The 16,117-nt window shown below is 26.4% G+C and carries 14 protein-coding genes; 5 read left to right on the forward strand and 9 right to left on the reverse strand.

Translation table 11 applies throughout. The annotated features are described in order from the left end of the window. Position 1: 1 nt before the first annotated feature. From ACFQZW_RS05485 to ACFQZW_RS05505, 5 genes are all read right to left on the reverse strand, one after another. Positions 2 to 3,265, reverse strand: a complete 3,264-nt coding sequence (locus ACFQZW_RS05485; protein WP_386781666.1) for a hypothetical protein — start codon at positions 3,263 to 3,265, stop codon at positions 2 to 4. Between the two features lie 48 nt (positions 3,266 to 3,313). Next, the gene (locus ACFQZW_RS05490) at positions 3,314 to 4,006 is read right to left on the reverse strand and encodes a response regulator (RefSeq protein WP_386781668.1); all 693 of its coding nucleotides are present in this window, start codon (positions 4,004 to 4,006) and stop codon (positions 3,314 to 3,316) included. Further along, positions 3,972 to 4,748 (reverse strand): sensor histidine kinase, encoded by a 777-nt coding sequence (locus ACFQZW_RS05495; RefSeq protein WP_298285245.1) that lies wholly within the window; start codon positions 4,746 to 4,748, stop codon positions 3,972 to 3,974. The genes ACFQZW_RS05490 and ACFQZW_RS05495 overlap by 35 nt, the downstream gene beginning before the upstream one ends. 33 nt (positions 4,749 to 4,781) lie before the next feature. Next, a complete protein-coding gene (locus ACFQZW_RS05500; protein WP_386781671.1) occupies positions 4,782 to 5,156 on the reverse strand; it encodes a hypothetical protein in 375 nt (124 codons plus the stop codon). A gap of 290 nt (positions 5,157 to 5,446) precedes the next feature. Next, positions 5,447 to 5,836 (reverse strand): hypothetical protein, encoded by a 390-nt coding sequence (locus ACFQZW_RS05505; RefSeq protein ID WP_298262805.1) that lies wholly within the window; start codon positions 5,834 to 5,836, stop codon positions 5,447 to 5,449. A gap of 501 nt (positions 5,837 to 6,337) precedes the next feature. Here ACFQZW_RS05505 and gltX point away from each other — a divergent pair. From gltX to ACFQZW_RS05520, 3 genes are all read left to right on the forward strand, one after another. Continuing rightward, positions 6,338 to 7,864, forward strand: a complete 1,527-nt coding sequence (gene gltX / locus ACFQZW_RS05510) for a glutamate--tRNA ligase (RefSeq protein ID WP_298262804.1) — start codon at positions 6,338 to 6,340, stop codon at positions 7,862 to 7,864. A 135-nt stretch (positions 7,865 to 7,999) separates the two neighbouring features. Continuing rightward, positions 8,000 to 8,926, forward strand: a complete 927-nt coding sequence (locus tag ACFQZW_RS05515) for an SPFH domain-containing protein (protein WP_298262803.1) — start codon at positions 8,000 to 8,002, stop codon at positions 8,924 to 8,926. A gap of 3 nt (positions 8,927 to 8,929) precedes the next feature. Next, positions 8,930 to 9,247, forward strand: a complete 318-nt coding sequence (locus tag ACFQZW_RS05520; protein WP_298262802.1) for a heavy metal-binding domain-containing protein — start codon at positions 8,930 to 8,932, stop codon at positions 9,245 to 9,247. 66 nt (positions 9,248 to 9,313) lie between these two features. On the opposite strand, the gene tatA is transcribed toward ACFQZW_RS05520, so the two are convergent. From tatA to ACFQZW_RS05540, 4 genes are all read right to left on the reverse strand, one after another. Further along, the gene (gene tatA, locus ACFQZW_RS05525; RefSeq protein ID WP_298262801.1) at positions 9,314 to 9,508 is read right to left on the reverse strand and encodes a twin-arginine translocase TatA/TatE family subunit; all 195 of its coding nucleotides are present in this window, start codon (positions 9,506 to 9,508) and stop codon (positions 9,314 to 9,316) included. A 94-nt stretch (positions 9,509 to 9,602) separates the two neighbouring features. Beyond that, on the reverse strand, positions 9,603 to 10,277 hold the full coding sequence (locus ACFQZW_RS05530) for a head GIN domain-containing protein (protein WP_298262800.1): 675 nt from the start codon (positions 10,275 to 10,277) through the stop codon (positions 9,603 to 9,605). A gap of 61 nt (positions 10,278 to 10,338) precedes the next feature. Continuing rightward, complete coding sequence (gene rnr / locus ACFQZW_RS05535; RefSeq protein ID WP_372800349.1) at positions 10,339 to 12,549, reverse strand: ribonuclease R; 2,211 nt, start codon at positions 12,547 to 12,549, stop codon at positions 10,339 to 10,341. A gap of 154 nt (positions 12,550 to 12,703) precedes the next feature. Continuing rightward, complete coding sequence (locus tag ACFQZW_RS05540) at positions 12,704 to 14,563, reverse strand: sensor histidine kinase (RefSeq protein WP_298262798.1); 1,860 nt, start codon at positions 14,561 to 14,563, stop codon at positions 12,704 to 12,706. Positions 14,564 to 14,672: 109 nt separating this feature from the next. Between ACFQZW_RS05540 and ACFQZW_RS05545 the strand changes: the two genes are divergently transcribed. Then, positions 14,673 to 15,587: a diacylglycerol/lipid kinase family protein gene (locus tag ACFQZW_RS05545; protein ID WP_372800353.1), complete on the forward strand. Its 915-nt coding sequence runs from the start codon at positions 14,673 to 14,675 to the stop codon at positions 15,585 to 15,587. 81 nt (positions 15,588 to 15,668) lie between these two features. Continuing rightward, complete coding sequence (locus tag ACFQZW_RS05550; RefSeq protein ID WP_298262796.1) at positions 15,669 to 15,854, forward strand: hypothetical protein; 186 nt, start codon at positions 15,669 to 15,671, stop codon at positions 15,852 to 15,854. Positions 15,855 to 16,117 lie beyond the last annotated feature (263 nt).

Raw genomic sequence — 16,117 nt, forward strand, 5'->3', positions numbered from 1 at the left:
ACTAATCATTGATTTTAAAATACTCTTGTACTTTATTTTTATAAATTGAGCGCAAAGGTAATGATTGTCTATTTAATATTTCATTATAATTCTTATACTCATGTTGAAGCTTTAATTGATCAATTACTCGTTGCTTATAATTCATGTAATTTGATACCGATTCACGCTCTTTATCCTCTCCTTGCTCCTCCTTAGCCTCATCAAGTTTTAATAATTCGTAATTGATTTGTTGCATCTTTTTTAAAACTTCATCAGAAAATCCATTTTCAAGCATTTCAGCTTCTAACTCTTCCATAGATTTAAGAACTTCTTTTGCTTTATTGGATCCTTTAGAAGTTCCTTTTTCTAGAATTTGTTGTAGTGCGTTACGTAATTGAGATTGTTGTTTATAAATTTGGTATAATTCTTCATTTAATTGTTCTGTTTGTGATTCAGATTCAGAATCCATTTTATCTGAACCTTCCTTTTTAGAAGAGCCATTTTTCACCTTTTCTGAAAGCTCACCTTGCTTTTGTATAATATCAGGTAAAGCAAAATCCTTTGAATTTCCATTTCCTTTGCCCATACTAGATGAAGCGTTCATTAAACTTTCCAATAAATCACTCAATACATCTGCTAAATTATTAGCAGAAGTAATAACAAATTGTTGATTGGAAACTCCTATATTAAACTTATTATCGGTAAAATTAGTTAAAGATTCATTTATATAATAATGAACATCGGAAACTTCTTTTTGAATAACAGAACTCATTTTAACCATTCGCAATGAAAGCAAATACAAACTATCATCTATATGTTCAAAATATTCTTTAAGAACAAATTGTTTTTTTAAGTTATTTGGATAGTCTGCTTGACGAAAATCAGTAGCTGAAAATTTATCCATTAATGCTTCTTGTTGAAAAGAAAATTCAATTAAGTTTTCAACTATAATTCTCAAATCATCAATATTTTCATCAATCTGTTCTCCTTGCATTGCACTCATAGAAGCTCCTAATTTTTTACTTAGAGCTTTCATGTTTTTTGCTGCTCTTTTTTGATTTTTTTGTGCGTTTGTTGGATTGTTCTTCTCTAAATTATCCAAAGCTTTTTCTAAATCTGTATTTATTTCCTGAATTTCATCTGTACTATTTGGAATTTTCATTGGGCGAATTAAATTAGAATTCTGTTGGAGTAGTTCTTTAAATTCAGATTTAATTTTTTTGAAATCATCATTAATCTCTTGTTGCTTCGTTGGGGTATTATCTTCATTTTGTTGACTGGATAATTCTTTTTCTTTAGTTGAAAGTTCCTCTAGATTTTGACTAATTTGAGAAGCTTTTTGTTCCACATAAAAACGCTTCATAAGCTCTAGAATACGCTCTAAACTTTTTTCTTTTTGTTGATTCTTTTTGGCTATATCTTTTAATTTATCAACTAAATTTTCTTTAGTTAACTTTTTAGTTAAATTATCAAGTTCCTCTAATAATTTCTCCTTTTTTACCAATTCTTTAGCCTCTTGAATTCTGTTCTTTAAATCTTCTCTCTGTTCTTTTAACCTTTCGTTTTCTGGTTGTTCGTTCAAATCTTTTTCTAAATCAGTTGTTTGCTTTTCAAACATTTCTTGATACTGATTTTGTCTTTTTAAAAACTCTTTAAGCTTTTTTGTATCATTCCAATTAGCTTCACTTTTCTTCTGAAGTTCATCTTTAAATTCTTTGGCCTCTTTGTTATTTTCTTTTGCACTTTTTAAAGTATTTGCAATTTTATTAATGGTTACTTTTTGATTATTTAATAAAGATTCTTTGAGCTCATTTTGAGTTTTATTATAATAACTAAAAACACGACTTTTGGTTTTTTTGGAACCATGAATGGCATCGTTATCAAAAACCTCAAAATAGAACTCGTAGGTTACACCCTCTTCAATTTCGATACCATCAGGAAAAATATAATAAAAGTCTGTAAACAAAGATTTTGAAATTGAAATAGGATGCGTTTTACGTGAATTTATATTGTTTTTGTCATAATATATTAACTGAAGCTTTTGAATGCCGTAATCATCGGTTAATTGACCATAAAACTGTACAGGACCAATCGTAATTGAATCAATATTAGAAGTCACCTCTATTTTTGGATATTGGTCAGTTATTACCTGAATATTAAAATTCAAGGATTCATAATCACTTAACTTTAAATTTGAAGTTGTTATTTGGTAATTTAAAGGATTTAAGATTTGTTTTGAAAAACTAAAATAATTTTCCGTAGGTTGTTCAAAATTTACCGTATCCATTTCACTACGTATAAACTTTACTAGACTGGTTTTTTGAGTTTCTATCTGCCAGCTAATATTTGTTCCCAGCGGAACAATGGCATTTCCAGTATTTTGTAATATTTCATTTTTTTTTAGTGTATAAGCTGGATAGTTTAAAACCAATTTTAAATTATTAATAATAGGTGTTTCAATACTGGTAATCTTATATTTTTTGGAAACAACTCCATTTGCCTCTAAATAAAAATTAAGTGATTCTTTAATATTCGAAAATGTATATTCAAATTTACCAAAACCTTTATTTTCAAGATAATAATTTTCATTATTAAAGTTAATAATAACATCTTCTGGCAGCGTATTCCCAATAATTTCTACTTGTAAGGTAAAAGGTTGATTTTCTATAACTCTTAAAGATGTATTTGCTATATTGAATAAAAAAGGTGCAGGAGGTTCATAAGGTGTGTTGTGATGTACTACACGTGAAAAGCTAGAATTTAAAATAGCAATATTACCCGTAATTAACGTGAGTAGCCATATTAAAATTGGGAGTAACGCATATTTAATATATTTTTTGTTTTTATTAAAATTGATCGCTTTTTTAAAAGGTATAGGTTGAAGTTGCTTCGCTTTTTGTTCTATACTAGCTTCAATCAACTCTGAACCATCATGGATTTGTTTTAACTGTATAATATTAAGTAACTTATCACTAATTTCAGGAAAATGATTGCCAATAATTTTTGCAGCTTGGGTATCGGTAATTCCTTTTTTTAATCCACTTAATTTTACCAATGGAATGCTTATATAGGTAAAAATTAAAACCAGCTCAACGATTATAAATAACCAAAATAAAATAGTACGGGCTAAAGGTTTTAACCAAAAGAAGTGTTCAATAAATAAAGTGAAAATAAGATATAAACATCCAATAGAAAAAAACAATAACAAGCCTTTAATAAGTTCATTTAAATAGAACCTTTTATAAAATTGTTGAAGTTTTGTTTGTATGTTTATAAATTGACTCAATTCTTTAATTTTTATTGTTATAACGGATAAAATTAAAGAAAATTAAACTTAAAGTATCACAATTTTTTCTTTTATAGCATACAACACCATTCCAATTCTAGTTTTTACTTCTAATTTTTCAAACAATGCTTCTCTATAATTTTCGATAGTTTTGGGGCTTAAACACATCTCTTCTGCGATCTGCTTGTAGGTCATTTCAGAACAACTTAATTTTAAAAACTCTAATTCTCTTTCCTTTAATTTTACATTATTAATAATGGGTTTATTTTCAATAGAATTTAAAAGTGTATTAGCAACATTTTCAGTATAATAAAAACCATTTTTATGAACTTCAATTAAGGCATGATGTAAAATTGTAGGGTGAATATCTTTTAATAAATATCCTTTTGCACCAGCTCTTAACATTTTTAAAATAGTTGTTTCATCACATTCCATAGACAGTGCTAAAACTTTAATGTTAGAATACTGTTCTTTTAACCAATGGGTGGCTTCAATACCATTCATAATTGGCATTTGTATATCCATTAAAACAATTTCAGGAAGTGCTTTTGTATCGCTATTAGAAAAATAATCAACCAGTTCACTTCCATCTTTTAAAACAGCAACTACATTAAATTCTTTATAATTCGATATTAACCCCTTTAATGCGTTCGAAAACAATAAATGGTCGTCTACAATAATGATATTTATTGGGTTCATAGTAAGCTTATTTTGGGCAACTAATATATAACTTTGTTCCATTCTTTTTAGAAGATTCAAGTACTAATTTTGCTCCAATTAATTTGGCTCTACTTTTCATATTTAGCAAGCCAATTCCAGTTTGCAAACTTGAATCATTTACATCAAACCCAATACCATTGTCTTTTGCAATAATTTCTAAATCTTTTTCATTGAAATTTAAGTGAATGTCTAGATTTTTGGCTTTAGAATATTTTAAAGTATTATTACAAAACTCTTGTATAATTCTAAATAAAATGATTTCTTTTTCATTGCTTAAAATAAAAGGTTCTTTCTGAATTTTTAATTCGGCTTTAATTACATTTAATCTATTATATCTACCTATCTCTAAAGCAATTGATTCTTCCAATCCAATATTTTTTATAGTATCTGGGTTTAATGATTTTGCTAAACCTCTTAACTCTTGTAAGCTTTTACCAACAATATCTCCTGTTTCTTGTATTTTAATTTGTTGTTCCTCAGGCAAAGAAAATTGAACCATATTTAATTGCATTTTAGCAACAGAAAGCAATTGGCCTACATTGTCATGAATTTCCCAACTAATATTTTGAAGTGCCTGTTCTTGAATTTCCATTTTTGATTTGGTAATTTCTTCTTCAAATCTTTTTTTGGTTTCACGTTGTTCAATTAAATAAGCAGTTTTTTTCTTTTGAAAGTAAGAAAAAAATAGAATAACTGCTAAGGATAAAACCAGTATAACAATAGTTACTACTAATACCAATACTTGAATTTCTTTTTGATCCATAAGCTAATAATTATATTTCATAACCTTAAAATTTTACTCACCTAAAGATGTTAATGTTAACTTATTATACTCTTTTTTACTTAATACAAAACCTAAGATAAAACAACTATCCGTTATAAAATTTAATACATAAATTGTATATCTAAAAACACCCGAATAATTAATATACTCAGCTATCACTATAATAGGTAAAAATCCAATATTATAAAGCAAAACACCTATAGCAATCCAAAAATAAATAGTATGCTTAATATTTAAAATAGCGCTGCTTTGTAATAGCTCAGAAAAATAAATTAAAATACTAATTACTATAAAAATATTTGCTATAATGGTATTGTTATTTAAACCTTTATGAATAAAATCTGCAAAAAAAAGTATATCAATAATTGAAAATATAGAATAAATCAAAATTAATAATTTTAAAAAGTTTCTTTTAAAATTATTACCAACCAAATTTAAAAAAAAGTATAAATAGAAATAAGTGCTAACAATAGTCCAAGTATTATAAATATAAAAAGTATTAATGCCTTTATAAATACCTATATAAAAAGCAGTTATTTCAGTTAAAAATGAATAAATTAAAAAAATTAAAAAAAGTTTTAAGAAAAAAACATCTTTAATTTTGTTATAATTTACAATTCCAAAAATTATAACAATTAGATATAACGTTGGAAAAAAAAGTGCATATAAATTCAAAACTATTGAGGATAAGTAGCTGAAGGTGGTTCACCCATAGTTCCATGATTTAATCCATCAATATCACCAATATCGCTATTATCTCCATCTCCACCATTTCCTGAGCCTAAATTTGCCTGAGTAGGTACAAAAAATACGGTTGACATGTTCTTTTTTGGTATCTCAATATCAGTATCAGCATAGGCTCCAAAATATACACGCAATCCGTTTACTGTAACTCCTTTTTGTTTGCCTTCTTTTTCAACAAAAGCAATGTATTCTTTTAATTCATCTATAGAAAACCAAGCTGAGATAGCGTCTTTTTTTCCAATAGCTATATCTATTGCTTTTCCACGAGTTTTTACAAAATTTTGGTTTAGTTCTTTGGCTCTAGTTGGGGTAATTTTATTCATAGTAATATTTCGTTTGGTTAAAAAGTTAAAGTTACGCTTTTAATTTAAAATGAAAAACTTTAATAAGGGGATATTTCCCCTATTAAAACAGGGATATCTACTGCTAAAATTTAGTTCAAGCACACATACATTTGTAGTATATAATTACTAAGTTAAAATGTTTACTAATAAAAATTTTACACGTATGAGTATTAAAAGATTTGCTATTGGATTGTTCATTTTAATTGCAGTTTGTTTAAATTTTTATTTGTTAAATAAAGTAATTAATTATTCTGAAACTCCAATTGTTAAACAAATAAACAAATAGTAGTTTTTAGTAAGATGAAAAAATTGTCTTTTAATATATCCCTACGTTAACGTATTCTTTGATTTTTATCAAAGGGTTCTTAAAATCATTTATTGGGCTGATTTTAGAGGTTGCTTTCGAGCAACCTTTTTTTTGTAATATAAATGCTAATTTTTATATCTATAAATTATCTTTGCACTTTAAAACAAATTAAAATGAACAACGTTAGAGTACGATTTGCACCTAGTCCAACAGGACCTTTACATATTGGAGGAGTTAGAACAGCTCTTTTTAACTACTTATTTGCTAAAAAACACAACGGAACTTTTATTTTAAGAATTGAAGACACAGATCAAACTCGTTATGTAAAAAATGCCGAACAGTATATTATTGACGCCTTAAATTGGTGTAATATTCCATTTGATGAAGGACCTAATAAAAATGAAAAATTTGGACCCTATCGCCAATCTGAACGTAAAGAAATCTATAAAAAATATGCCGAAGAATTAATTACAAAAGGAAAAGCATATTATGCATTTGACACTGCTGAGGAACTAGATTTTCATAGAAAAAACCATGAAGAAAAAGGAAAAACCTTTATTTACAATTGGCACAATAGAGAAAAACTCACCAATTCATTAACTCTTTCAAAAGAAGAAGTTGAAAAACGTATTTCAAATGGTGAAAAATATGTAGTTCGTTTTAAAATGTACAACCAAAAAAAAGATGTTGAAACTATTAATGCAATAGATATTATACGTGGAAATGTTTCCTTTAAAAAGGAAATTTTAGACGATAAAATTTTATTTAAAAGTGATGGAATGCCAACCTATCATTTGGCAAATATTGTAGATGATCATTTAATGGAAATCAGTCATGTAATTCGAGGTGAAGAATGGTTACCATCATTACCACTCCATATTGCGTTGTATGAAGCTTTTGAATGGGAAATTCCTAAATTTGCACATTTACCTTTAATTTTAAAACCAGTAGGAAAAGGAAAATTAAGCAAACGTGATGGTGATAAATTAGGATTTCCTGTATTTCCTTTAGAATATAAAAATGAAGCAACAAAAGAAATTTCTCGCGGTTATAAAGAAGATGGATATTTTACCGAAGCATTTATTAATATGCTTGCCTTATTAGGTTGGAATCCAGGTACTGAACAAGAATTATTCACTTTAGAAGAGCTCTCTCAAACATTTTCTTTAGAACGTGTTAGTAAAAGTGGCGCCAAATTTAGTCCCGATAAAACCAAGTGGTTTAATCAACAATATATGATGTTAAAATCTAATGAAGAATTAGCTAAATCATATAAAGTTATTTTATCAGAAAAAGGAATATCAAAAGACTTTAATTATATTACCAAAGTAGTTTCTTTAATTAAAGAACGCGCTACATTTGTAACTGATTTTTGGGAATTAAGTGATTATTTCTTTCAAACCCCTGTTAATTATGATGTTAAAGCTTCAAAGAAAAACTGGAAAGAAGACACTTCATCCTTAATGAATGAATTAATTCCTGTTTTAGAAAAAATTGAAGATTTTAATTCGCAAAATATAGAAACTATTGTTAAAGATTGGATTACATCAAAAGAAATAGGTTTTGGAAAAATAATGCAACCTTTTAGGTTAAGCTTAGTTGGTGCTATGAAAGGGCCTCACCTATTTGATATTGCTGAAATGCTTGGTAAACAAGCAACCATTAATAGAATAAATAAAGCCATAGAAACCTTAACTTAATTTAATATCTTACGCTGCTTTTTTAAAGACTGTAACATTTTTATTATTCAAGCTACAAATAAATACATTATGTTTTGAATTCAATTTTAAAACATAGTATCTTTAAATTTGTTATTAATCTTTAAAAAAATTAAAATGATAGAAACCTATGTAATTATTTTTATTGTTGCTGTACTTATTTTATCTGGTTTATTTGTAGTAAAACAACAAACCATTGCTGTTATTGAACGTTTTGGAAAATATGTAAGAACCAATTCTCCAGGATTAAACCTTAAAGTACCTTTAATTGAAAAAGTTGCAGGACGTGTTAGTTTACGTATTCAACAGTTAGATGTAATTGTAGAAACAAAAACAAAAGATGATGTTTTTGTACAATTAAAAATTTCTGTTCAATTTCAAATCTTAAAAGAAAAAGTATACGACGCTTTTTACAAACTTCAAAACCCTCACGACCAAATAACTGCCTATATTTTTGATGTGGTAAGAGCTGAAGTTCCTAAAATGATTTTAGATGATGTTTTTGAGAAAAAAGACGACATTGCTATTGCAATTCAAAGAGAATTAAAAGAAGCTATGCTCGATTACGGTTACGATATAGTAAAAGCATTAGTTACAGATATTGATCCAGATTCTCAAGTAAAACAAGCAATGAATAGAATTAATGCTGCAGAGCGTGAAAAAGTAGCAGCGCAATTTGAAGGTGATGCTCAACGCATTTTAATTGTTGAAAAAGCAAAAGCAGAAGCAGAAAGTAAACGTTTACAAGGACAAGGTATTGCAGATCAACGTAGAGAAATTGCACGTGGTTTAGAAGAATCGGTTGATGTTTTAAATAATGTGGGTATCAATTCTCAAGAAGCATCTGCTTTAATTGTAGTAACCCAACATTATGATACTTTACAAAGTATTGGTGAACACGTAAATTCTAATTTAATATTATTACCGAATTCGCCACAAGCCGGAAGTGATATGTTAAATAATATGGTGGCTTCGTTTACAGCTTCAAACCAAATTGGTGAAGCAATGAAAAAAGCAAATGATAAAAAAGATTCTAAAAACTAAATTATGATATTATCAACTACTAATACCTTAGAAACCAACAATATTAAAGAATATATTGGAATTGTTACTGGTGAAACCATTATTGGAGCTAATATATTTAAAGACTTTTTTGCTGGAATTAGAGATATTGTGGGTGGAAGATCAGGCTCTTATGAAAGAGTTTTAAGAGAAGCTAAAGAAACCGCATTAAAAGAAATGGAAGAACAAGCTCAAAGACTAGGAGCAACTGCTGTAATTGGTGTGGATTTAGATTATGAAACTGTTGGCCCTAATGGAGGAATGCTAATGGTTACAGCTTCTGGAACTGCTGTAAAATTCTAAATATTGAACATAAAAAAACCTGAGCAAAATTTGCTCAGGTTTTTTTATGTAATAACATGTTATGAATTACTTTTTATCTTCAATCTTTTCATCTTCACCATCGTCTTCTTTTGTAGCTTTTTTAAATTCTTTAATTCCGCCACCTAAGCCTTTCATTAATTCTGGTAATTTTTTTCCTCCAAACAATAATAAAATTGCCAATCCAATTATAATCCATTGCCAAGGTCCAACCATTCCTAAAAATATATAAAGTGCATTCATTTGTTTAAATTTTAAGTTACAAAGATAGTAATTAATTCAAAACCAATACTAACTTTTATAAAACTCAATTTTTTTTGGTTAAAAAACTTTATTATTAGTTTTTATCTACAATTTTACCTCCTATTACTTTTTTTGTTTTAAGCACTTCAGGCGTACCTTTGTAGTAAATATTCCCTCCAAAACGAACTTTAGCATCTAAAATTTCACTTGTACTAACTTCAACGTTAGCACCAGATGCAGCGGTAACAATTGCCTGCTTACTTTGCATTTCAAATGCTTCATATATTCCTCCTGTAGTTGCTTCAACTGTTTGATTTTCTGTTACACCTGTTAATTCTATAATACCTCCTGAAACACTTTTAACTGTTAAATGTTTGGTATTAACCGCTAAATTAATTTTTGCCCCTTCTTGTGTTCTTACTTCTAAATGTTGTTGTTTTAATGTTTCATCAGAAAAAATTTTACCACCTTCATTAGCATCTAATGCATCTATATCTTTCGAATAAAATAATACAATTTTTACATCTTCTGCAGTAAAACTATCTGGAAAATGTAATCTAATTTTTAAAACACCATCCGCATTTTTAATTGATACATCTTCAGATTGTGATCCTGAAATTACAACTTTTGAAGTTGCTGCTTTTTGTAATTCAACTGTTAAACCATTAAAAACTTTTAAGGTATGAAAATCTCCTAATTTTGTGGTAATGGTTTCTTGACTCATTCCTAAGGTTGAAATAAGTATCAGTAATAAAGTTATTTTTTTCATTGTAATAAATATTTATTTCTATAACTATTTTATAAAACAATAATTATACCTTTTTAGTTAATTATTTATCAATTTTTTCTAATAAATTAAAATCTAGATGCTTACGTTCTAAATCTGTATGTTTTACTTTTATGATAACGCGATCTCCGAGTTGATATAAATTATTTGTTGATTGACCCACTAAAGCATATTGTTTTTCGTCGTATAAATAATAATCATCTTTAATTTCACGAATACGAACCATTCCTTCACATTTATTTTCAATGATTTCAACATAAATTCCCCATTCGGTAACACCCGAAATAACCCCTTCAAATTGTTGATCTTTATGATCTTCCATATATTTTACTTGCATGTATTTTATGGAATCTCGTTCGGCTTTAGAAGCTAGTTGTTCCATATCGGATGAATGTTTACACTTTTCTTCATAAGCTTCAGCTTTAGGAGATTTACCACCATCCAAGTAATGCTGTAATAATCTATGCGTCATAACATCTGGATAACGACGAATTGGTGATGTAAAATGACTGTAATAATCAAAAGCCAATCCGTAATGACCAATATTTTCTGTTGTATATTCAGCTTTACTCATAGATCGTACCGCTAGTGTTTCAATCATATTTGCTTCACCAGTTCCATGTACATCTTTTAACAATTTATTTAAAGATTCTGAAGTCGTTTTTTTATTTTTAGTATCAATTTTATTGGTATAACCAAACTTACTAACAATGGTTTGAAGCGAAGCTAATTTTTCAATATCAGGCTCGTCATGAACTCTATAAATAAATGTTTTTTTACTTGGTACACCTTTGTTACTTCCAATAAATTCTGCAACTTTTTTATTAGCAAGCAACATAAACTCTTCAATTAGTTTATTAGCATCTTTAGATTCTTTAAAAAACACACCTATTGGCTCCGCATTTTCATTTAAATTAAATTTTACCTCTACTCTATCAAAAGTTATTGCACCTTGCTGTAATCGCTTTTTACGAAGTTTTTTAGCTAAAGTATCTAATGTTAATATAGCTGTTACAATTTCAGGTGTTACTGTATATGCTTCACCTGTTATAGAAATTTCTTTTGAAATTATAGGTTGTTTAGTTTCTATAATCTCTTGTGCTTCTTCGTAAGCAAATCTTATATCTGAATAGGTTACAGTTCTTCCAAACCATTCATGTATAATTTGAGCTTTTTCATTGATTTCAAAAACTGCAGAAAAGGTTAATTTTTCCTCTTGAGGGCGTAAAGAGCAAACACCGTTAGATAATACTTCTGGTAACATAGGTACTACCCTATCAACTAAATATACCGAAGTAGCTCTTTCATAAGCTTCATTTTCTAAAATAGTGTTTTCTTGGACATAATATGAAACATCTGCTATATGGATTCCTATTTCATAATTACCATTTTCTAATACTTTGAAAGATAAGGCATCATCAAAATCTTTGGCATCTTTTGGATCTATGGTAAAGGTTAAATCTTTACGCATATCTCTTCTTTTAGAAATTTCATCATCTGTTATTTCAAAAGAAATGTTAGCAGCTTCTGCTTCTACTTTTTCTGGAAATTTATAAGGTAAACCGTATTCTAACAGTATGGAATGAATCTCTGTTTCGTGATCACCAGGCTTTCCTAAAACTTCAATTACTTCACCAAAAGGATTTTTAGAATTGTTTGGCCAATCTAACATTTTAACCAATACTTTTACACCGTGTTCTGCATTTTTTAATTTATTTTTTGGTATAAAAATATCTGCATACATTTTAGAATCATCAGGAACTAAAAAACCAAAGTTTTTACTTAGTTGAAGTACCCCAACAAATTCTGTTTTAGCGCGTTTTATAATTTCTACTACATCGCCTTCTTCTTTTTTACTATTTCTTCTATTGTATAAATATATTTTAACCGTGTCTTTATCTAAGGCTTTATTTAAATTACGAGCTGGTATGTAAATATCATGCTCTAATTCATCACAAATAAAATAAGCATTTCCATTTGCAGTAGCATCTATAGTTCCAATGAAGTATTTATCAAATGGAATTATTTTAAATTTTCCACGCTCTATTTCTTCTACCTTTTGTTGTGATTTTAATGCTTCTAATTTTTGAATAATTTGATTTCTACCATTAGCATCTGTAATATCTAATTTTGCAGAAATTTGTCGATAATTAAAACTATTACCTGGTGATTGATTTAAAATTTGTAAGATTTTTCTAGTTAAATCTTTAATAATATTTCCTTTTTTTTTATAAATTTTTTTTCTTTTTGACATGTGTTTTATTTAATAATCAAAAGTACAATTATTTGTACTTCTATTAAGTTAATTATAAGTTATTTAAATTAAAATTTGTAGATTGTTTAAATTAAATAGTAAAGTATATTAAATATTGTAAGATAATTTTATTTACTATTAAGAGTTTAAAATTTTATGCAGATGGTACTGTAAAATAAAAAGTAGATCCTATTCCAACTATACTTTCAACCCAAATTTTACCATTGTTTTTAGAAATAAATTCGTTACATAAAATAAGACCTAATCCAGTACCAGATTCATTATTTGTACCATGAGTTGAAACCTTTTCACCAATTTTAAATATTTTTGATTGTATTTCTTCACTCATACCTACTCCATTATCTTTTACAGAAATAGTTACTATATTTTCATTTTTAATAGCTTCAATTTCAATTATACCATTATAGTTAGTAAATTTTATGGCATTGTTTACTAAATTTCTAATAACTGTTGAAACCATATATTGATCTATATAAACATCTTTGTTTAGTTGTATTTTATTTAGTAATTGAATATTTTTTTCTTTAGCTATATTTATAAGTGGTTTTATACTAGTATCAGTTAATTCTTTTAAATTATAGTTTTTAGGCGAAATTTTAATCATTTTTTGTTGACTTCTAGCCCAAACTAAAAGGTTAGATAATAAATCAAACGCACTTGTTGCAGAATCATTAAGCTTTAAAATTAATTCATCTCTCGTTTCAGCATCTACAGTTTCTATATTTTCAGATAAGAAATCTGTCATACCAATTAAATAATTAAATGGGTTTGCTAAATCATGAGCTATGATAGAAAAAAATTTATCTTTAGTAGCATTAATTTCTTGCAGTTCAAGTGTTCTTTCATGTACTTTAGTTTCAAGACTTTCATTAATTTTTACTAATTTTAATCTGTGTTTTTTAGCTAGTTTTATGATTAAATATGATAATAATAATACTAAAATTATTGTTACTATTAACATAAATAAAACAATATTTCTAGATTTATAAAATGGATTTAACGCTTCTGAAACATTAATTTCTGTAATAAAACCTAATTGAAGAATTTCATCCCAAGTCCAAAATCCAATTACTTCAGTTCCTAAATAATTAAAATAACCTTCGGTATTTATGTTAGTTTCTTTATTTAATACATTTTTAGCAGCTAGCGTTAATGGTAAATACTGATTTTTAATTTTAATACTATTTTCTTTAAATTTATTACTACTAGGATTAGTAACTTTAAATGTTTCAGAATTTGAGATATGTACTTGAAGTGAATCTTGTTTTAACTTTTTTAAAAATCTACTTTGAGTTACTATAAAACCATTTTTATCAATTACATAAGTTTCCCCACTATTACCAATAGTTCCAAATTTAGCGATATTACTAAAATCTTTTAAAGGGTTAATTCTAAAAGTTAATATAGCAATTATTTTGCCTTTTTTATTTTTAATAGGTGAACCAATAAACATAGTTAATTCCTTTTCAAAATTATTTTTATTGTTTAAAGGTACATCTGAAGCAATTGGAGGTACAACAAAAAATTCTCCTTTTTTTGCTTTATCAAATAAATCTGGATAATCTTTACTTATTAAATTTTTTGTTCCAATATTAGAATTCCTCATAGATCCATAACTAACATAGTTTTCTGTTGATATTATAAAAAAGCCTATATAGTCATGTATTTTTAAAAATGGATTTAAATATTTTCTTAATTCTGTCTGTGTATTATTATTAATTAATATTGATGAATCTAGAGGGTATGTTAATAGTTTTTCAGTAAAATTAATTACTACTGGATCATTTGCAACAAGTTCAATATCTACTTTTAAATTTTCTAACCATAAATGATAAGCTGATTGAACGCTACTAGATGCTGTATTTAATGTTTTTTCAATTTCTTTATTATAATTATTTTTTAAATGTTTAATTGAAAATAAAGCAATAATTACAAGTAATAAAAGAACTATATTTATTAATATAAATTGAAGTTTTATATTTTTTCTAAACATATATTGGGCTAAAATTTCATCAAAAATACAAATAATTATACGTGTAATAAATAATAACAACTATATAAATAACAATTTGTATTTTGGTGCTCTTTTTAATTTATACCAAATGAGTACAAAATGGTTTGTTGTAGTAAATCCAACTTCAGGAAATGGGATTTCTAAAAAAAAATGGCCTAAAATTTATAAAGAATTAAATCATCAAAATATAGAATTTGAATTTGCTTTTACAGCATATGAAAAACATTCCATTAAACTAATTCATCAAGCAATAAATAAAGGTTATAAAAAGCTTATTTGTGTAGGTGGTGATGGTACAATACATAATTTTGTGAATGCTGTTTTAAGTTTAAATAGTAAAAATATTTCCAATATAAAAATTGGAATTATACCTATTGGTACTGGAAATGATTGGGTAAAAACTTATCATATTTCAAAAAATTATAAAGAAGCTATAAAAGTTATTAAAGCTGAAAAAATTATTCAACAAGATATAGGTAAACTAAATATTAAAGAAACTGGTAAAGAAATTTACTTTAATAATTTAGCTGGTATTGGATTTGATGGTTATGTAGTTAATAAAGTTCATAAGTATAAACATTTAGGTTTTTTAGCGTATTTAACAGGTGCTTTAGTGAGTTTAACAACTTATAAAAAAAGTAATTTAGAAATAAAATTTAATAAAACAGTATTAAAAGGTAAAGCACTTGCTTTATTAATAGGTATTTGTAAATATTCAGGTGGAGGTATGCAATTAACTCAAAATGCCAATTCAACAGATGGTTTATTTGATATAACTTATGTTAAAAATATTTCACTTTTAACACTTTTAAAAAATATTAAAGGTTTATTTAATGGAAAAATAACTCATTTAAAAATAATAAAAAATTACAAATCTTCTGAGTTAAAAATTACTGTTTTAGACACACAAGATACTTATATTCAAGCAGATGGAGAAATAATTGGTTCGGGTAGTTTTAGTGTCTCTATTGTACCAAAATCAATTAATTTTATAGTACCATAAAAAATAAAAGTTAAAATTTTCTTAATAAAACTGTAACAAATGTTAAAATTGTTCGTCTATTAAAAACAGAACAGCTTAACAATGAAACGGTTATTTAAAATTATTATCTTTTTTATTTGTATCTTTTTTATAGGAATTTATATTTCTATAAAGAGCATCAATACTTTCTTTTCAAATGAAGATGAATCAATTGAAACCGTTACTTCTTCTCCTACAATTTTAAAAAAGGCGGCTCAGGTTAAAATTTTCAACTTTATTAACAATTAGAATTATTATAAAAAGAAGTTTTTAAAATTTTAAAAAATATTTTTTGTTATTATAGGTTGTTAATAGCTACAATAACTTTTTGTTTTAATATTTTGAAATATCGTTTTTAAAATTCTATTAACATTTACTTAAATTTTAAAATGTTTAAAATCAATAGAAATGTAGTAGTTATTAACAAGCTGTTAATAGTGTTAATTCCCCATTTTTTTGTATAATATTTTTTAATTTGAGTGTTAATAACAGCTTTAAAATATGTTTAAAAC

It is taken from the genome of Lutibacter aestuarii (genome assembly GCF_042676885.1).
GTDB lineage: Bacteria > Bacteroidota > Bacteroidia > Flavobacteriales > Flavobacteriaceae > Lutibacter > Lutibacter aestuarii.

Coding starts and splice junctions, on each gene's coding strand:
- ACFQZW_RS05495 (WP_298285245.1), bottom strand. CDS start 4,748: ATGGATCAAAAAGAAATTCAAGTATTGGTATTAGTAGTAACTATTGTT.
- ACFQZW_RS05515 (WP_298262803.1), top strand. CDS start 8,000: ATGATAGAAACCTATGTAATTATTTTTATTGTTGCTGTACTTATTTTA.
- ACFQZW_RS05530 (WP_298262800.1), bottom strand. CDS start 10,277: ATGAAAAAAATAACTTTATTACTGATACTTATTTCAACCTTAGGAATG.
- tatA (WP_298262801.1), bottom strand. CDS start 9,508: ATGAATGCACTTTATATATTTTTAGGAATGGTTGGACCTTGGCAATGG.
- ACFQZW_RS05520 (WP_298262802.1), top strand. CDS start 8,930: ATGATATTATCAACTACTAATACCTTAGAAACCAACAATATTAAAGAA.
- ACFQZW_RS05545 (WP_372800353.1), top strand. CDS start 14,673: ATGAGTACAAAATGGTTTGTTGTAGTAAATCCAACTTCAGGAAATGGG.
- ACFQZW_RS05550 (WP_298262796.1), top strand. CDS start 15,669: ATGAAACGGTTATTTAAAATTATTATCTTTTTTATTTGTATCTTTTTT.
- ACFQZW_RS05490 (WP_386781668.1), bottom strand. CDS start 4,006: ATGGAACAAAGTTATATATTAGTTGCCCAAAATAAGCTTACTATGAAC.
- ACFQZW_RS05540 (WP_298262798.1), bottom strand. CDS start 14,563: ATGTTTAGAAAAAATATAAAACTTCAATTTATATTAATAAATATAGTT.
- ACFQZW_RS05505 (WP_298262805.1), bottom strand. CDS start 5,836: ATGAATAAAATTACCCCAACTAGAGCCAAAGAACTAAACCAAAATTTT.
- gltX (WP_298262804.1), top strand. CDS start 6,338: ATGAACAACGTTAGAGTACGATTTGCACCTAGTCCAACAGGACCTTTA.
- rnr (WP_372800349.1), bottom strand. CDS start 12,549: ATGTCAAAAAGAAAAAAAATTTATAAAAAAAAAGGAAATATTATTAAA.